Source organism: Mitsuokella sp. AF21-1AC (assembly GCF_003458855.1).
Lineage (GTDB): Bacteria > Bacillota > Negativicutes > Selenomonadales > Selenomonadaceae > Mitsuokella.
In genome coordinates, this window is record NZ_QRVW01000007.1 from 44,411 (window position 1) to 59,339 (window position 14,929).

The 14,929-nt window shown below is 56.9% G+C and carries 16 protein-coding genes; 2 read left to right on the top strand and 14 right to left on the bottom strand.

Features of this window, described 5'->3' with window-relative positions; translation table 11 throughout:
• The first annotated feature begins 12 nt into the window (after positions 1 to 12).
• Positions 13 to 897 (top strand): ABC transporter permease, encoded by an 885-nt coding sequence (locus DWX75_RS03920; RefSeq protein ID WP_118015036.1) that lies wholly within the window; start codon positions 13 to 15, stop codon positions 895 to 897.
• The gene (locus DWX75_RS03925; protein WP_118015037.1) at positions 897 to 1,691 is read left to right on the top strand and encodes an ABC transporter ATP-binding protein; all 795 of its coding nucleotides are present in this window, start codon (positions 897 to 899) and stop codon (positions 1,689 to 1,691) included. Before DWX75_RS03920 ends, DWX75_RS03925 begins: the two co-directional genes overlap by 1 nt.
• Positions 1,692 to 2,022: 331 nt before the next feature.
• Here the strand turns inward: DWX75_RS03925 and DWX75_RS03930 are convergent, their stop codons facing one another.
• The 14 genes from DWX75_RS03930 to DWX75_RS03995 all read right to left on the bottom strand — a co-directional run bounded on the left by DWX75_RS03930 (position 2,023) and on the right by DWX75_RS03995 (position 14,904).
• Positions 2,023 to 2,655: a Crp/Fnr family transcriptional regulator gene (locus DWX75_RS03930; RefSeq protein WP_369974330.1), complete on the bottom strand. Its 633-nt coding sequence runs from the start codon at positions 2,653 to 2,655 to the stop codon at positions 2,023 to 2,025.
• A gap of 98 nt (positions 2,656 to 2,753) precedes the next feature.
• Complete coding sequence (locus DWX75_RS03935; RefSeq protein ID WP_118015039.1) at positions 2,754 to 3,263, bottom strand: flavin reductase family protein; 510 nt, start codon at positions 3,261 to 3,263, stop codon at positions 2,754 to 2,756.
• Between the two features lie 112 nt (positions 3,264 to 3,375).
• Complete coding sequence (gene sufU / locus DWX75_RS03940; RefSeq protein ID WP_118015040.1) at positions 3,376 to 3,813, bottom strand: Fe-S cluster assembly sulfur transfer protein SufU; 438 nt, start codon at positions 3,811 to 3,813, stop codon at positions 3,376 to 3,378.
• The gene (locus DWX75_RS03945; protein WP_118015041.1) at positions 3,803 to 5,038 is read right to left on the bottom strand and encodes a cysteine desulfurase; all 1,236 of its coding nucleotides are present in this window, start codon (positions 5,036 to 5,038) and stop codon (positions 3,803 to 3,805) included. Before DWX75_RS03945 ends, sufU begins: the two co-directional genes overlap by 11 nt.
• Positions 5,031 to 5,870 carry a SufD family Fe-S cluster assembly protein gene (locus DWX75_RS03950; protein WP_118015042.1) on the bottom strand — a complete coding sequence of 280 codons (840 nt, stop codon included), beginning with the start codon at positions 5,868 to 5,870 and terminating at the stop codon, positions 5,031 to 5,033. The genes DWX75_RS03945 and DWX75_RS03950 overlap by 8 nt, the downstream gene beginning before the upstream one ends.
• A 1-nt stretch (position 5,871) precedes the next feature.
• Positions 5,872 to 7,284, bottom strand: a complete 1,413-nt coding sequence (sufB, locus tag DWX75_RS03955) for a Fe-S cluster assembly protein SufB (RefSeq protein WP_118015043.1) — start codon at positions 7,282 to 7,284, stop codon at positions 5,872 to 5,874.
• A gap of 8 nt (positions 7,285 to 7,292) precedes the next feature.
• Entirely contained in the window at positions 7,293 to 8,048 is a 756-nt protein-coding gene (gene sufC, locus DWX75_RS03960; RefSeq protein ID WP_118015044.1) for a Fe-S cluster assembly ATPase SufC, read from the bottom strand.
• 214 nt (positions 8,049 to 8,262) lie between these two features.
• Entirely contained in the window at positions 8,263 to 9,087 is an 825-nt protein-coding gene (locus DWX75_RS03965) for a Cof-type HAD-IIB family hydrolase (protein WP_118015045.1), read from the bottom strand.
• Between the two features lie 200 nt (positions 9,088 to 9,287).
• Positions 9,288 to 10,574, bottom strand: coding sequence for an adenylosuccinate synthase (locus DWX75_RS03970; protein WP_118015046.1), 1,287 nt, complete (start codon positions 10,572 to 10,574; stop codon positions 9,288 to 9,290).
• A 106-nt stretch (positions 10,575 to 10,680) separates the two neighbouring features.
• Positions 10,681 to 11,973, bottom strand: coding sequence for an adenylosuccinate lyase (gene purB / locus DWX75_RS03975; RefSeq protein WP_005842790.1), 1,293 nt, complete (start codon positions 11,971 to 11,973; stop codon positions 10,681 to 10,683).
• A 232-nt stretch (positions 11,974 to 12,205) separates the two neighbouring features.
• Positions 12,206 to 12,691 (bottom strand): GNAT family N-acetyltransferase, encoded by a 486-nt coding sequence (locus tag DWX75_RS03980; protein ID WP_118015047.1) that lies wholly within the window; start codon positions 12,689 to 12,691, stop codon positions 12,206 to 12,208.
• A gap of 18 nt (positions 12,692 to 12,709) precedes the next feature.
• The gene (locus tag DWX75_RS03985) at positions 12,710 to 13,477 is read right to left on the bottom strand and encodes an amino acid ABC transporter ATP-binding protein (protein ID WP_118015048.1); all 768 of its coding nucleotides are present in this window, start codon (positions 13,475 to 13,477) and stop codon (positions 12,710 to 12,712) included.
• Entirely contained in the window at positions 13,474 to 14,193 is a 720-nt protein-coding gene (locus tag DWX75_RS03990; RefSeq protein WP_118015049.1) for an amino acid ABC transporter permease, read from the bottom strand. Before DWX75_RS03990 ends, DWX75_RS03985 begins: the two co-directional genes overlap by 4 nt.
• A 3-nt stretch (positions 14,194 to 14,196) precedes the next feature.
• Complete coding sequence (locus DWX75_RS03995) at positions 14,197 to 14,904, bottom strand: amino acid ABC transporter permease (RefSeq protein ID WP_118015050.1); 708 nt, start codon at positions 14,902 to 14,904, stop codon at positions 14,197 to 14,199.
• Positions 14,905 to 14,929 lie beyond the last annotated feature (25 nt).

Sequence of the window (14,929 nt, forward strand, 5' to 3'; positions counted from 1 at the left end):
AAGGAGTTTCCTATGGATTTAGTCATCTCCACGGTTTCACAAGGACTGCTCTGGGCACTGCTCGCCATCGGCGTCTATCTGACGTTCCGCGTGCTCGATATCGCCGACCTCACCGTCGAAGGCAGCTTCCCGCTCGGAGCCGCTACAGCAGCCACACTGCTGACTGCCGGGTATCACCCGATTCTCGCAATCCTTGCGGCCTGCGTAGCCGGCATGCTCGGCGGCGTCGTCACGGGTTTCCTCTGCACGAAACTCAAGATACCGGCCCTGCTCGCCGGCATCCTGACGATGATTGCCCTGTACTCGGTCAACCTGCGCATCATGGGCAAGGCCAACCTGCCGCTCCTGCAGCAGGACACGATCTTCACAATCTGGCAGTTCGCCGGTCTCGACAAGGGCATGACCACCCTCATCATCGGTGCCATCATCGTCGTACTCGTCGCCATACTCAATTACTGGTTCTTCGGCACTGAGATTGGCGCAGCCGTGCGCGCAACGGGCAATAACCCGCATATGATCCGCGCCAACGGCATCAATACCGATGCCATGATCGTGCTGGGCCTGCTGCTCTCCAACGGGCTCGTCGCCATGTCCGGCGCCCTCGTCGCCCAGAGCAACGGCTTCGCCGATGTCGGCATGGGCGTTGGCACCATCGTCATCGGCCTGGCCTCCGTCATCATCGGCGAAGTGCTTTTTGGCACCAGGAGCTTCAAGAACTGCCTGATTTCCGTCATCCTCGGCTCCATCGTCTACCGCGCCGTCATCGCCGTGGTCCTGCAGATGGGCATGCCGCCAAATGACCTCAAGCTCTTCACGGCCATCCTCGTGGCCATCGCCCTTTCGCTGCCGCTCATCCAGGCACGCGTCAATGCCTTTCGAAAGGCGGTGAAGAAATAATGTTGGACATCTCCCATATCTCCAAGACCTTCAACGCCGGTACCATCACCGAAAAGCTCGCGCTGCATGATGTAAGCCTGCACCTCGAGCCCGGCGAGTTCGTCACCGTCATCGGCGGCAACGGCGCCGGCAAATCCACGCTGATGAACTCCATCGCGGGGACGTATCCGGTCGATGAAGGCTCCATCAAGATTGCCGGCACCGACATCACGAAATGGCCGGAACACAAGCGGGCCAAATTCATCGGCCGTGTCTTCCAGGACCCGATGATGGGTACGGCCGGCGGCATGATGATTGAGGAAAACCTCGCCATTGCCGCCCGCCGCGGCCGCCGCCCCACCCTGCGCTGGAGCTCTTCCTCCAGAGACCGCGAGCATTTCCGCAAACTGCTGGCGGGGCTGAAGCTCGGCCTCGAAGACCGCCTGGAATCCAAGGTCGGCCTGCTCTCCGGCGGACAGCGCCAGGCACTGACCCTTTTGATGGCCACTATGGCCAAACCGAAACTGCTGCTGCTCGATGAGCACACGGCAGCGCTCGACCCGAAAACAGCCGAGAAGGTCCTCAGCCTGACCGAAAAAATCGTCGAAGAGCAGGAACTCACGACCCTCATGATCACGCACAACATGCGCGACGCCCTGCGCCTCGGCGACCGGCTCATCATGATGTACAACGGACATATCCTCTTCGACGTCAAAGGCGAGGAGAAGAAAAACCTCACGGTCAAGGACCTGCTTGCCATGTTCGAGAAAGCAGCAGGCAGCGAACTCACGAGTGACAGCCTGCTGTTGAGCTGAACACCGAAGCCATACATCTGATGAGGTGTACGTGCCCAAGCGGAGGTATGTATTCCGCCTGCAGGAGCGCAATGATTGCCCGCAGGGATGGGCCCCAATACTAAAGTGACCTGTTTGATGATGTCAGAACGCCGTGATATACGGCGAAGCAGCTTTAATGCATGTTGTCTGTTGGGGCCCATTTAATGGAGCGACGAAGCCGGAATACATACCGCAGCGACTTATACTAATAATATAATATTCTCCCCTAAAAATTAGAAGGGCTATGACATCCCGTCACATGCACGAGATGCCATAGCCCTTCTTTATTCTGTAACTCGATTGAAAAAACTCACAGATATTCCTCAAACCGCTCCAGGTCGAGCACCTGTATCTCTTTGCCCGACACGGACAGGAGCCCGTCCTTCTGCATCGCAGAAAGCTCACGCGACAGCGAAGGCCGCGTGACGGCCAGATATGCCGCCAGATATTCGCGGCTGACAGACAGCTCCACGCGCCCCTCTGCGTCCATGCTCTGGAACAGGAAGCGCACGAGCTTTTCGCGCAGGCTGCCACTCGCGAGCACCTTGATGCGTCCGTGCATGAAATACGCTTTGCGTGCAAAGATGCGCATGAGATTGCGCTCCACGAGCAGGGCGCTGCGCGATGGATTATCGCCGTCGAGCGTAAAGAAGCGGCTGCCGATCTCAAGAAGCTCGGTCTTTGCTGCAGCCTCGACGTATACATCATAAGGCTTGCGCAAAACTTCATAGACCTCGCCGAACATATCGCCCGGCTCATTGATTTCCGAGACGAAGATGCGCCGTCCCGAAAAGGTATCCTTGAGGATGTGGACTTCACCGCTCAGGAGGATGTACAGGGAATGCGGGACATCGCCCTCATGGAAGACGATTTCCCCGGTTGAAAAGACATGACGGCGGACCTGGCTCGAGGCCAGAAGATCCGCAATCTCCGCTTCGCCCATGCCCGCGGTCAAGGTGCTGCAGCGCAATACGGCTGCCACAGGAGAATCCGTGCCCGCCTGGCAGGCACATTCCTTCTGATGGGGCCTCACGAGCTCACTCATGCGTCTTCATTGACGAGAAGTTTCTCGATTTCAACGACATACATCGTGTGGTAATCGTTGTCGTACCACTTCTCATCACACGATTTGTCGATGAAGCATTCCTTCTTGAGCTCCTGTGCATAGAGCTTGCGGCAGAGCATCGTGACGCGGGCCTCCTGATAATAAGTGCGGCCATCATCGTGCAGGACAGTCAGGCCTGCCTTCTGGATCTTATCTTCATCGCGGCCCGACACCGTGCCAAAGTAACTCATCATCTTGCGATACGTTTCGGGAAAGACCGACAGCGAAAGCCCTTCGGCCTTGTCCACGAACTCCTTCGTATAGCGGCTCGGACGAATGAAGATATAGGCCACGGGCTTGCCCCACATGATGCCCAGACCGCCCCAGGAAGCCGTCATCGCATTTGCCTTGCCCTCGTACTCACCGGTCACGAGCAGCCAGTCCTTGCCGATGACCTGGAAGGCGCTTTCCTTGAATTCATACGGAGAAACTTCTTTAAATGCCATTGTTATCATCCTTTCATCTGCGGCTTTTCCACAATAAATGCACAGGGAAAGCCAGGTTATCCACAGAACACTACCGGATATCCACAGAAATATGTGGATATCCGGTAGTCTGTCATGCGTTCTGAGGATCTTTCAGGGCATCATCAAGCGTATGCCAGGCCAGGACCGCGCATTTGACGCGGGCCGGCATATTGGAAACATTCTGCAGAGCCAGGGCTTCATCGAGCTCTTCGAGCTCCGATTCATCCGTGATTTCCCGCTTGATCATGCCGATGAACTTATGCGCAAGTTCCCGGGCCTTCTCGACGGACTGTCCGCGGATCAGGTCAATCATGATATCGGTGGAGGCCTGCGAGATGGCGCAGCCCACGCCCGTGAACGAGGCGTCCTTGACGATCCCGTTCTCCACCTTGAGCTCCAGCGTGATCTCATCGCCGCAGCTCGGATTATGCCCCTTGAGCGCGCAGGTCGCATGATCAAGGTGATGCTTGTTTTCCGGATTGCGGCTGTGCTCGCCGATGAGCTCCGTGTAAATGTCCTCAAGCGCCATAGCCGAGCACCCCCCTTACCTTCTTGAGCGCATCGATCCAGCGGTCGATGTCCTCGCGCGTATTGTAGAGATAGAAGCTGGCGCGGCAGCTGGCGTTCTGACCGAGATAGCGGTGCAACGGCTGTGCGCAGTGATGGCCGGCGCGGATGGCCACGCCGTAGCTGTCGAGGATCGAAGCCACATCGTGCGGATGGACATCCTTGACATTGAAGGCAATGATGCCCGTCTTGTTGTCACGCGTCGTATCGCAGCCGTAAAGCTCGATGTACGGCAGCTCGCGCAGCTGCGGCAGTACGTAATCGACGAGGTCCTTCTCGATGGCCTCGATGCGGTCGAAGGTGATCGTCTCGAGGTAATCGATGGCAGCCGTCAGGCCGGCGGCACCGCCGACGTTCTGCGTGCCGGCCTCGAATTTCGAGGGCAGTTCCGCATACGTCGTATCCTGTTCCTCGACGTATTCGATCATATCGCCGCCGCGCAGGAACGGGGGCATGTCATCGAGGATATCATATTTGCCGTAGAGCACGCCGATGCCCATCGGCGAAAGCATCTTGTGGCCGGAAAAGGCAAAGAAGTCGCAGTCCATGTCGCGAACGTCGACCTTCATATGCGCGACGCTCTGGGAACCATCCACCACGCAGACAGCACCGACGCTGTGCGCTTTCTTGACGATCTTCCTGACATCATTCTTGAGGCCGAGCACATTGGAAACCTGCGTCACGGCGACAATCTTCGTGCGTTCCGTGATCTTCGTCTCGATATCCTCATCCGAAAGATTGCCGTCTTTCTCCAGATAGATGTACTTGAGCACGGCTCCCGTCGTCTTGGCCACGAACTGCCACGGCACAAGGTTGCTGTGATGCTCCGAAATCGTGATGACGATCTCATCGCCGGCCTTGACCTTGTGCAGGCCATAGCTGTAAGCGACGAGGTTCAGCGCTTCCGTTGCATTCTTCGTGAAGATAATTTCCTCGGGACGCGCGGCATTGATGAATTTCGCCGTGCGCACGCGGGCATTCTCATAGATTTCCGTGGCCTTGACGGAAAGCGCATAAGCCCCGCGATGCGGATTGGCATTGCAGCCGCCGTAATACCCGCAGATTGCCTGGATGATCTGTTCCGGTTTCTGCGTCGTGGCACCATTATCGAGATAAGCAATCTGTTTCCCGTTCATCTTCATCTTGAGGAGCGGGAAATCCTTCAAAAATTCCTGTGCATCAGCCATTGGAAAGTCTCCTCTGCAAATATGTATCGATCTCGTCTTTCAGTGATTCTTCCGGGATGCGGTCGAGTACCGGATTGAACGAAGCCTCAACGACCAGGCGCTGAGCCTCACTGAGGTCCAGGCCGCGGCTCATGAGGTAAAAGAGCTTGTTCTCATCCATGCGGCCGACGGAAACGGCATGATGGCCATCGACATCGTCCTCATGGGAGAGCATGATCGGCACGCTGCGGTTGCGGACCTGCGGGGAAAGCAGGACCACCTCTTCGTTCTCGCGGCCGACCGAGCCCTTGCCGCCCTCAAGGAAATCGAGGGTGCCGCGGAAAATCTTCTCGCTCTTGCCGAGCAGCGCCCCGCGAACCTGCATATTGGCGTCCGTGCGCCTGCCGCCCTGGCGGATCACGTAATTGAGATCGACGAAGCGTTCGCCGTCGCCGAAGTAAAGCCCCCAGATATCGGCCCGGGCCTCATCGCCGACAAGATCGACGTAGAGTTCCGTGGCCGTCTTGGAAGCACCGGCTTCCACAACCGTATAGGAGAACGTCGCGCCCTTGCCGACAAAGACCTTGACGCGGCAGGTGTACGGCTTTTCCGCATCCACAAGCTGCGCGTTGACCAGATGGAGTTTCGCGCCATCTTCAATATGGACCTGGATCTCAAACTGGCCGCTCTCGCGCTGTACCAGGACGACCTCGTCCTCTTTTCCCTTCTCTACAAGGATCTGCTGCGTCTTGACGGCGGTACCGTCAAGCTGTTCCGGGATCCTGCTCTCATTGACGCCGAGCCAGCGCCAGGTACGCATGGGGATCCGGGAGAATGTTTTTGTATCTGCCATATCAGCCCATCGTCCCTTCCAATTCAATATTGACCAGATTATTCATCTCAACAGCGTACTCGAGCGGCAGCTCCTTGGCAATCGGTTCGACGAAGCCGCGCACGATCATCGCGCGTGCCTCATCCTCATCGATGCCGCGGCAGGTGAGATAGAAAATCGCTTCATCGCTGATGCGGCCAATCTTGGCCTCATGCCCGATATCGGCCTCATCCCCCTCGATGTCCATGACGGGCAGCGTGTCACTGCGCGATTCATTGTCGAGCATCAGGGATTCACAGTTGACGGAGCACTTGGCAAACGGCGCGCGGCGCGTGACTTTGACGGCGCTGCGGTACGTTGCCTTGCCGCCGGCCTTCGAGATCGTGCGCGTGTTGATGTTCGCGGAAGTATGCGGCGCGGCATGGATGACGCTGGCACCCGTATCGAGATTCTGTCCCTTCGAGGCGAACGTGACACCCGTGAACTCGCAGCGCGCGTTCTCACCATGCAGGATGCTGCACGGATAGAGGCACGATACGTGCGAGCCGAACGAACCCGATACCCACTCGATGATGCCGTCCTTTTCAACGAGTGCACGCTTCGTGTTGAGATTCATCATGTTGCGCGACCAGTTCTCAATCGTCGAATAGCGCAGGCGCGCGCCTTCCTTGACGAAGAGCTCGACACAGCCGGCATGCAGGTTCGTGACATTGTATTTCGGAGCCGAGCAGCCCTCGATGAAATGCAGGCTGGCATTTTTCTCAACGATGATCAGCGTGTGCTCGAACTGACCGGCACCTGCCGCATTGAGGCGGAAATACGACTGCAGCGGGATTTCCACATGTACGCCTTCCGGCACGTAGACAAAGGAACCGCCCGACCAGACCGCACCATGCAGGGCCGCGAATTTGTGGTCCTTCGGCGGCACGAGCGTCATGAAGTATTCCTTGACGACATCTTCATGCTCGCGGATGGCCGTCTCCATATCCGTATAGATGACCCCCTGCTTGACGAGGTCTTCCTGGATGCTGTGATAAACGACCTCCGAGTCGTACTGCGCACCGACGCCTGCCAGGCTCTGCTTCTGCTCAGCCTCAGGAATACCGAGGCGGTCAAATGTATTCTTGATGTCCTTCGGGACTTCCTTCCAGTCGCCCGTCATCTTGGCATCCGGCTGGACATAGGTGACGATATCATCCATGTTGAGCTCGGAGATATCCGGTCCCCAGGTTGGCAAGGCCAGTGAATTGTAAACTTCGAGGGATTTGAGGCGGAAATCGAGCATCCACTGCGGATCGTGCTTGCGCTTCGAGATATCGCGGATGATATCCTCCGTCAGGCCGCTCTGGGTCTTGTAGACGGAATGGTCCGCATCCTTGATATCGTAGAGGGTGCGCTCGATATCCTCTACATATGTTTTCTTCTTCTCTGTCATGGCACGCCTCACTTCCCGGCCTGAGCATCGAGGATATGCGTAAAGCCACGGCTGTTGATCGTATCGATGAGCTCCGGACCGCCTTCCTCGACAATCTGGCCGTTCATCAGGACATGGACGCGGTCAACCTTGAGCTTCTCGAGGATGCGCGTATTATGCGTGATGATGAGGCAGGAATTCTCATCGTTGTGGAACTTGGCCACGCCTTCCGAGACAATCTGCACGGCATCGACATCGAGGCCCGAATCCGTCTCATCGAGCAGCGCGAGCTTCGGCTCGAGCATCAGGAGCTGCAGGATCTCGTTGCGCTTTTTCTCGCCGCCCGAAAAGCCCACATTCATGTAGCGCTCGGCATATTCCGGCTTCATCTTGAGTTCTTCCATCATCGCCTTGAGCTTGCGGCGGAACGGGATAATCTTGATCTTCTCGCCCGATATTGCCTGCTTGGCCGTGCGGATCATGTTCTCGACCGTGATGCCCGGGATCTCTTCCGGTGTCTGGAACGAGAGGAACAGGCCCTTGCGCGCGCGCTCAAACGTCTTGAGGTCCTTGAGATCTTCTCCTTCAAACGAAAGGGTGCCAGCCGTGACTTCGTATTTCGGATGGCCCATGATGATGTTCATGAGGGTCGACTTGCCCGAGCCATTCGGTCCGAGGATGACATGTACTTCACCTTTGCCTACGGTGAGATTAAGACCCTTGAGGATTTCCTTGCCTTCTACGCCAGCATGGAGATCCTTGATTTCCAAAAGCTTCTCTGCCATATATAAACTCTCCTTTAATACAGGACTTGTTAATCCTTACAAAAATACTCGGGATTGATGATTTCATTTTATGGCCTATGACAAAAATTGTCAATAGGAACGGCCCTATACCATAATTTTTATCTATACTTGATAAATATTATCATAAAGATAAAGCAAATGGGCTGCCCATATCTCCTATGGACAGCCCGATAAACAAGCATCATTGCCTCAGTCAGGACAGGAACGGATAATGGCGTTCGAGCGAAACAGCAATGCCATCTTCATTATTGGAAAGCGTAATCTCATCTGCCATCGCCTTGAGTTCTGCACAGGCATTGCCCATGGCGACGCCATGACCGGCGAAATCGAGCATGCTCCTGTCATTCTGGGCATCCCCGAAAGCCATGACCTCATCCTGACGGATGCCGAGGCGGCGGCAGACCTTCGCGAGCGAGCTCGACTTGCTGACCCCCTTGACCGTCGCTTCGTAGAACCACGGAGCCGACTGCACGAAGGACAGCTCCTCCTCAAAACCACGGCGGATATCCGCCAGGCGCGGCACGAGGATCTCCTCGGGGGCTGCCGTCAGGATCTTGACGGGGCGGAAGCCGCGTTTTTCCACTGCATCGGCAATGTTCCCGACGATCTCAATTCTTAGATTGTTGTTGCGGCTTTCATCCTGTACCTTGTGGCGGTTCGCATCCGTCGTGAAGATGGAGGTACCGTCATCAACAATCGGGGAAAGTTCCGGATACGCTTCAAGGTGGCGCAGGAAGCGCAGAGCCGTCCCGCGTTCAATTGCCTGATCAAAAAGCACCTCTCCCGTCGTCGCATCCTGGATGCGTCCGCCGTTATACGAAAGCAGCAGACCATGGTACTCCTTGAGGCGGAGCGCTTCGGACTCGCGCCGCAGGCCGGGAGCCTGTCGTCCGGAGGCCAGCACAACCGTCACGCCATGGCGCTGCACGGCAAGCAGTGCGTCCCGCGTCTTGGGCGTAATTTCCTTGGCATCGTTGTTCAGCGTGCCATCCAGATCAAGGGCAATCATCTTATACATCAAGTTCCATCCTTTCCCGCCGGAAGCTGACCGGAGAATCATCATTTCAATCCGTATTGAGATACAGTATAGCAAATATCGCGCAAGGAAACCAGTCAGACATGCAAGAAAATGAATGCTCCATTTGCCACTTCAAGACAAAAACAGGACGCATTCCCCAAAAGGAAATACGTCCTGCCTGGTTGTCAGAAATAAACCAATCAGAAAATGTCGTTGGCGATGACAATCGTCTCATCGCGGTTCGGGCCAACGGAAACGATGCCGAGGCCGATGCCCGTGACCTCAGCCATGCGCGTGAGGTACTTCTTGGCATTCTCCGGCAGGTCTTCGTACTTGCGGACCTTGCTGATGTCGCACTTCCAGCCCGGGAACGTCTCATAGACCGGCTCGACTTCCGCGAGGACCTTGAGGCTGGCCGGAATCTCGTTGAGGATTTCGCCCTTGTACTTGTAGGCGACGCACATCTTGATCTCATCGAAGCTGTCGAGGATGTCGAGGCGCGTGACAGCCATGTAGTCAATGCCCGAAAGGATGCCGGCATAGCGGACGACGCAGGCATCGAGCCAGCCCGTGCGGCGCGGACGGCCCGTGACGACGCCGTACTCATGGCCGACTTCGCGCAGCTTGTCGCCCGTCGCGTTGAGCTGTTCCGTCGGGAACGGGCCCTCGCCGACGCGCGTGCAGTAAGCCTTGACGATGCCGACGACCTTGTCGATCTTCTGCGGGGCCACGCCGGCGCCGATGCCGACACCGCCCGAAATCGGATGCGATGCCGTGACGTACGGGTACGTGCCATAGTCGATGTCGAGCATCGTGGCCTGTGCACCCTCAAAGAGGATCTTGCGGCCGGCCTTGATTTCCTCGTCGAGCAGAGCGATCGTGTCACAGACATACGGACGCAGGCGGTCAGCATAGCCGTTGTACTCATTCAAGATCTCATCGTAGTCGAGAGGCTCGTGATCGTAGAGCAGCTTGAGCTCGCGGTTCTTGATGGCGAGGTTCTCCTTGAGGCGTTTCGCGAATTCTTCCTTGTCGATGAAGTCGCAGACACGGATGCCGATGCGGTTGTCGCGATCGACGTAGCACGGGCCGATGCCGTTGTGCGTCGTGCCGACCTTGCCCTTGCCGCGTGCATCATCGGCGAGCTGGTCCATCAGGCAGTGGTACGGCAGGACGAGCTGAGCACGATTGCTGATGCGGATGCCGGAAAGATCGATGCCGCGCTCTGCAAGGCCGTCCATCTCCTGGAGCATGACCTTCGGATTGAAGGCCACGCCATTGCCGACGACGCAGTGGGAGCCCTTGAACAGAATGCCGGATGGCATCAGGCGCAGTTTATAATCCACACCGTCGACGACGACCGTATGGCCGGCATTGCTGCCGCCCTGGAAACGCACGACCGTATCCGCCTGCTGTGCGAGATAATCGACAATCTTGCCCTTGCCTTCATCGCCCCACTGGGTGCCGGTTACTACTACTGTTGACATAACTAGTCTCTCCTTTATGAATGGATTCATCCGATGAGATGTTCCACAGACATAGAAAAGCCTTCTCCCCGCAGGGAGAAGAGGCTTTCATTCACTTATTGGATTCTCAAAGGCCGAAGCGCTCGAAAATCATATCGACATGGCGCAGGAAATACTTGTAATCGAAGCAGTCATCGATTTCTTCCTTCGTCAGGTACTTCGTGATATCCGGATCATTCTCCACGCTCGTGCGGAAATCCTGGCCTTCCATCCAGCGTTTCATCGCATTGCGCTGTACCCACTTATAGGCATCCTCGCGCAGCACGCCCTTGTCGACAACCGACAGCAGGATGCGCTGGCTGTAGATGAGGCCGCCCGTGCGGTTCATATCGTGCAGCATCTTATCCGGATAGACGAGGAGCTTGTCGATGATGTCCGTAAGCTTCTGCGTGCAGTAGTCGAGATTGATCGACGAATCCGGCAGGATGACGCGCTCAACGGAGGAATGGGAAATGTCGCGCTCATGCCAGAGCGTGATGTCTTCAAGCGCCGCAACGGCATTGCCGCGGTTCAGGCGGGCCATGCCGGAAATGCGCTCGCAGTTGATGGGGTTGCGCTTATGCGGCATTGCAGAAGAACCCTTCTGGCCCGGGGAGAAGTACTCCTCTGCCTCGCGGATATCCGTGCGCTGCAGGTTGCGGACTTCCGTCGCGATCTTCTCGAGCGTCGAGGAGCAGATTGCGATGGAGGTGACGAACTCAGCATGGCGGTCACGCTGGATGACCTGCGTAGCAAGGCGCACCGGCGTCAGACCAAGCTTCTTGCCGACCATCTGCTCGATTTTCGGATCGATGTTGGAGTACGTGCCGACGGCACCCGAGAGCTTGCAGACCGAGACGATCTTTTTCGCATGCTCCATGCGCTCGATGTCACGCTCGATCTCCGCGCTCCAGAGGAGCAGCTTGAGGCCGAACGTCATCGGCTCGGCATGGATGCCATGCGTGCGGCCGATGCACGGCGTGTGCTTGAATTCCTTGGCGCGGCGGCGCAGGACTTCACGGAATTTCTTGAGGTCGTCGAGGATGATCGTGCAGGCATCGCGCATCATCATGCAGTATGCCGTATCCTTGACATCCGAGGACGTCAGGCCCTTGTGGATGTACTTGGAGTCATCACCAACGTTCTCAGCTACATTCGTCAGGAATGCAATGATGTCGTGATGCGTGACCGACTCGATCTCATGAATGCGGTTGACATCGAATTTTGCTTTCGCGCGAATGTTCTTGGCAGCCTCTTTCGGGATCTCTCCGAGTTCGGCCATGGCATCGCAGGCAGCCATCTCAACATTCAGGATCTGCTGCCACTCGTTCTCGATAGACCAGAGATGGCCCATTTCCGGCTTAGTATAACGCTCGATCATTTAGTGATTTCCTCCTCAATTTCCTGGCGGCGTCTCTGCACCGCGGAAGTGAAAACACGACGAAAAAACCCAAATTGACTTTTCCCTGCCTATCGCGGCATCTTACTGAAAAGCCTCATTTTGAGTTTGGAGAAGTTACCGATATTCCCTTGTCTATCATAGCATTTTCAAGGCCTCAGTGTCAACGTGTCAAGGTCATCCGGGCTTCTCTTTCCCAAACGCGCAGGAGCGCTTAAAGCTCCTTGCGCAGATAAACGGTGCGATGTTTTTTCCCGGGCAGCTGCACCTCGCGGAAAGCCGCAAACCCCAGCTTCTCGTACATCGTCCGCAGCCACGGATGGCTCGTGGCGGTGCCGAGCGTCACGAAGGGGACCTTGAGCTGCTTCTTCAGGACATCCTCCGCCACCAGCAGGATGAGCTTCGAGGCATAGCCCTTATGCATGTGCTGCGGGTCCGTGACGACCTGACCGATGTGCGGGACACCAGACGGGCCGGGATTTGGCCCCCAGGGCATGCGCAGCGAGATGGCGCTGACCAGGGTCCCGTCGACAAAAAGCCCGTACGTCGGATTGTTTGCCAGCCAGTCGCGCTCCTCTTCCTTCGTCGCCGTAATCGCGGCAAAGGAAATCGGATATTCCTTATCCGTCTGATACCCTTCGTGCAAAACATGGTAATACGCGTCCAGATCCGCTTCGCCGAGCTGACGATACGTTTTCATAAGCATTTGCCTCCTTTCTCAAATTCCTGCGCCATCACGCAGCGTCGTCCCGCCCAGATAACGGTTGAGGAACGCCCGCGTGCGCTCTTCGCGCGGATGGACCAGGACTTCCTGCGGCGTGCCGGACTCCACCACCATGCCGCCTTCCATGAAGACGATCTGATCGGCCACTTCGCGTGCAAAGGCAATCTCGTGCGTCACGATGATCATCGTGACCTTGAGCTTCTCGGCGACATCGCGGATAACCGCCAGCACCTCCCCGACGAGCTCGGGATCCAGCGCGCTCGTCGGCTCATCGAACAGGATGACCTGCGGCTCCACGGCAAGCGCGCGGGCGATTCCCACACGCTGCTGCTGGCCGCCGGAGAGCTGCGCCGGATATTTATCCGCATGCTCGCCCATGCCGACCTGCTGCAAGAGCTCCCGCGCCCGCTCGCGCGCTTCCGTTTTCTTCCTCCCCTGTACGGTCACCAGTGCTTCCATGACATTCTGCAAAGCCGTCATATTGGAGAACAGATTGTACGACTGGAAGACCATGGCCGTCTGACGCCGCACGGCAAGGATCTCCCGGCGCGAGGCGCCGTGAAGATCGTAGCTGGTTTCATTGATGGAAAGCCTGCCGCCGTCGGCCTGCCCCAGAAAGTTGATCGTGCGCAGCAGCGTCGTCTTGCCGCTGCCGGAAGGCCCCAGGATAACCGTTACGCTGCCGGTCGGCACCGTCAGGCTGATATCCTTGAGAATGGCCTTATCGCCAAAGGCTTTCTGCACATGTTCCAATTTTATCATATCTTACACCTCTTATACGACGAAAGGCTGTCTTCCAACTTCGTGAACAGATATTCAAACAGGATGCCAAGCCCCCAGTAGAGGCAGGCCGCCACGATATAGGCTTCAAAGTACTGCGAATTGTCCTCGCAGAACAGCTTGGCCGCACCGAATACCTCAATGACCGTGATGACAAAGACGATACTCGTGCTCTTCATCGTAGAAAGGAACTGATTGGCAAAAAGCGGCAGGGCAAACACGACGGCCTGCGGAAAGATCACCCGCCGGTACATCTGCCACTCCGTCATGCCCATGGCCCTGGCCGCCTCAAACTGTCCATCCGGCACGGAATCAAGCGCCGCACGGAAAATCTCGCTGAGATAGGCACCCGTGTGCAGCGTCAGGCCGATGACGGCGACCGCCATGGCCGGCACGTGCTCCATGGGGATATGGATGCCCGTCTTGCCGCGCAGGGCCAGGAAGGCCAGCGGCAGCCCGTAGTAGACGAGATACAGGAGGACCATGTTCGGGATGCTGCGGCAGACGTAGACGTAAAGCGCAAACAAGCGGCCCAGGACCGGCACGCGGCTCTTCTGCGCCAGGCAGCTGATGAGCCCCAGCACAGCTCCCAGAAACACGCTCGTGAGCGTCAGGAAAAGGGTCACCTTCACATAAGGAAGGATGAAGGCAAAGCCCTCTGCAATGTATTGCCAATCGATAAAACTGTGTCCATTCATATCTTACGCCTCACTGAGTTCTGCCAGATCCCGCCCGTCGCGATGGCGTCTCTCGAGGAAACGCCCGATGCGCGCGATGAGGAAAATCAAAATGCCATAGATGATCGCGACATCCACGTAGAGCTCCAGGCTGCGCTGAGAATTGCCCGCCATGAGCTCCGCCTTGCGCATGATATCGACGACGCCGACATTGAAGATCAGGCTCGTGCCCTTGACGACGCCGATCACCGTATTGATGAGGGCCGGTATCGCCATATGGAAGGCCTGCGGCAGGATGACGCGCCGATACATCTGCCATGTCGTCATGCCCAGGCTCATGGCCGCTTCCTTTTCGCCCACGGGCACCGCCAGGATGCTCGAGCGCAGGATCTCCGCGCCGTAGGCGGCCATATGCAGGGAAAAGACGGCCAGAACAAAGGCGAGCGGCGGCACGCCCTTCATGCTGATGCCGATGTGCGAGAAGATTTCCGGCACACCGAAATAAGCCAGGAAGAGCTGTACAAGAAATGGCGTGCCGCGCATGAACGAAATGAATACGCGCAGCACCGGTGCAACGACTGGCACCTTCTGGATCCTCAGGATGGCAATGCCCGCGCCCAGCAAGATGCCGCAGACCGCCGCGACCAGGGTCACCAGCAAGGTAATATGTACCATTCCCAGCAAGGCTGGAAAGGATTTGATCATATACGTGACATTAAAATACATTCCCATCAGGCGTTCTTCTTTCTATCCGTCA

Bases quoted from the DNA above. Each gene is read 5' to 3' on its own strand.
- DWX75_RS03920 (WP_118015036.1), top strand. From the start codon at position 13: ATGGATTTAGTCATCTCCACGGTTTCACAAGGACTGCTCTGGGCACTG.
- DWX75_RS03925 (WP_118015037.1), top strand. From the start codon at position 897: ATGTTGGACATCTCCCATATCTCCAAGACCTTCAACGCCGGTACCATC.
- DWX75_RS03930 (WP_369974330.1), bottom strand. From the start codon at position 2,655: ATGGGCGAAGCGGAGATTGCGGATCTTCTGGCCTCGAGCCAGGTCCGC.
- DWX75_RS03935 (WP_118015039.1), bottom strand. From the start codon at position 3,263: ATGGCATTTAAAGAAGTTTCTCCGTATGAATTCAAGGAAAGCGCCTTC.
- sufU (WP_118015040.1), bottom strand. From the start codon at position 3,813: ATGGCGCTTGAGGACATTTACACGGAGCTCATCGGCGAGCACAGCCGC.
- DWX75_RS03945 (WP_118015041.1), bottom strand. From the start codon at position 5,038: ATGGCTGATGCACAGGAATTTTTGAAGGATTTCCCGCTCCTCAAGATG.
- DWX75_RS03950 (WP_118015042.1), bottom strand. From the start codon at position 5,870: ATGGCAGATACAAAAACATTCTCCCGGATCCCCATGCGTACCTGGCGC.
- sufB (WP_118015043.1), bottom strand. From the start codon at position 7,284: ATGACAGAGAAGAAGAAAACATATGTAGAGGATATCGAGCGCACCCTC.
- sufC (WP_118015044.1), bottom strand. From the start codon at position 8,048: ATGGCAGAGAAGCTTTTGGAAATCAAGGATCTCCATGCTGGCGTAGAA.
- DWX75_RS03965 (WP_118015045.1), bottom strand. From the start codon at position 9,087: ATGTATAAGATGATTGCCCTTGATCTGGATGGCACGCTGAACAACGAT.
- DWX75_RS03970 (WP_118015046.1), bottom strand. From the start codon at position 10,574: ATGTCAACAGTAGTAGTAACCGGCACCCAGTGGGGCGATGAAGGCAAG.
- purB (WP_005842790.1), bottom strand. From the start codon at position 11,973: ATGATCGAGCGTTATACTAAGCCGGAAATGGGCCATCTCTGGTCTATC.
- DWX75_RS03980 (WP_118015047.1), bottom strand. From the start codon at position 12,691: ATGAAAACGTATCGTCAGCTCGGCGAAGCGGATCTGGACGCGTATTAC.
- DWX75_RS03985 (WP_118015048.1), bottom strand. From the start codon at position 13,477: ATGATAAAATTGGAACATGTGCAGAAAGCCTTTGGCGATAAGGCCATT.
- DWX75_RS03990 (WP_118015049.1), bottom strand. From the start codon at position 14,193: ATGAATGGACACAGTTTTATCGATTGGCAATACATTGCAGAGGGCTTT.
- DWX75_RS03995 (WP_118015050.1), bottom strand. From the start codon at position 14,904: ATGGGAATGTATTTTAATGTCACGTATATGATCAAATCCTTTCCAGCC.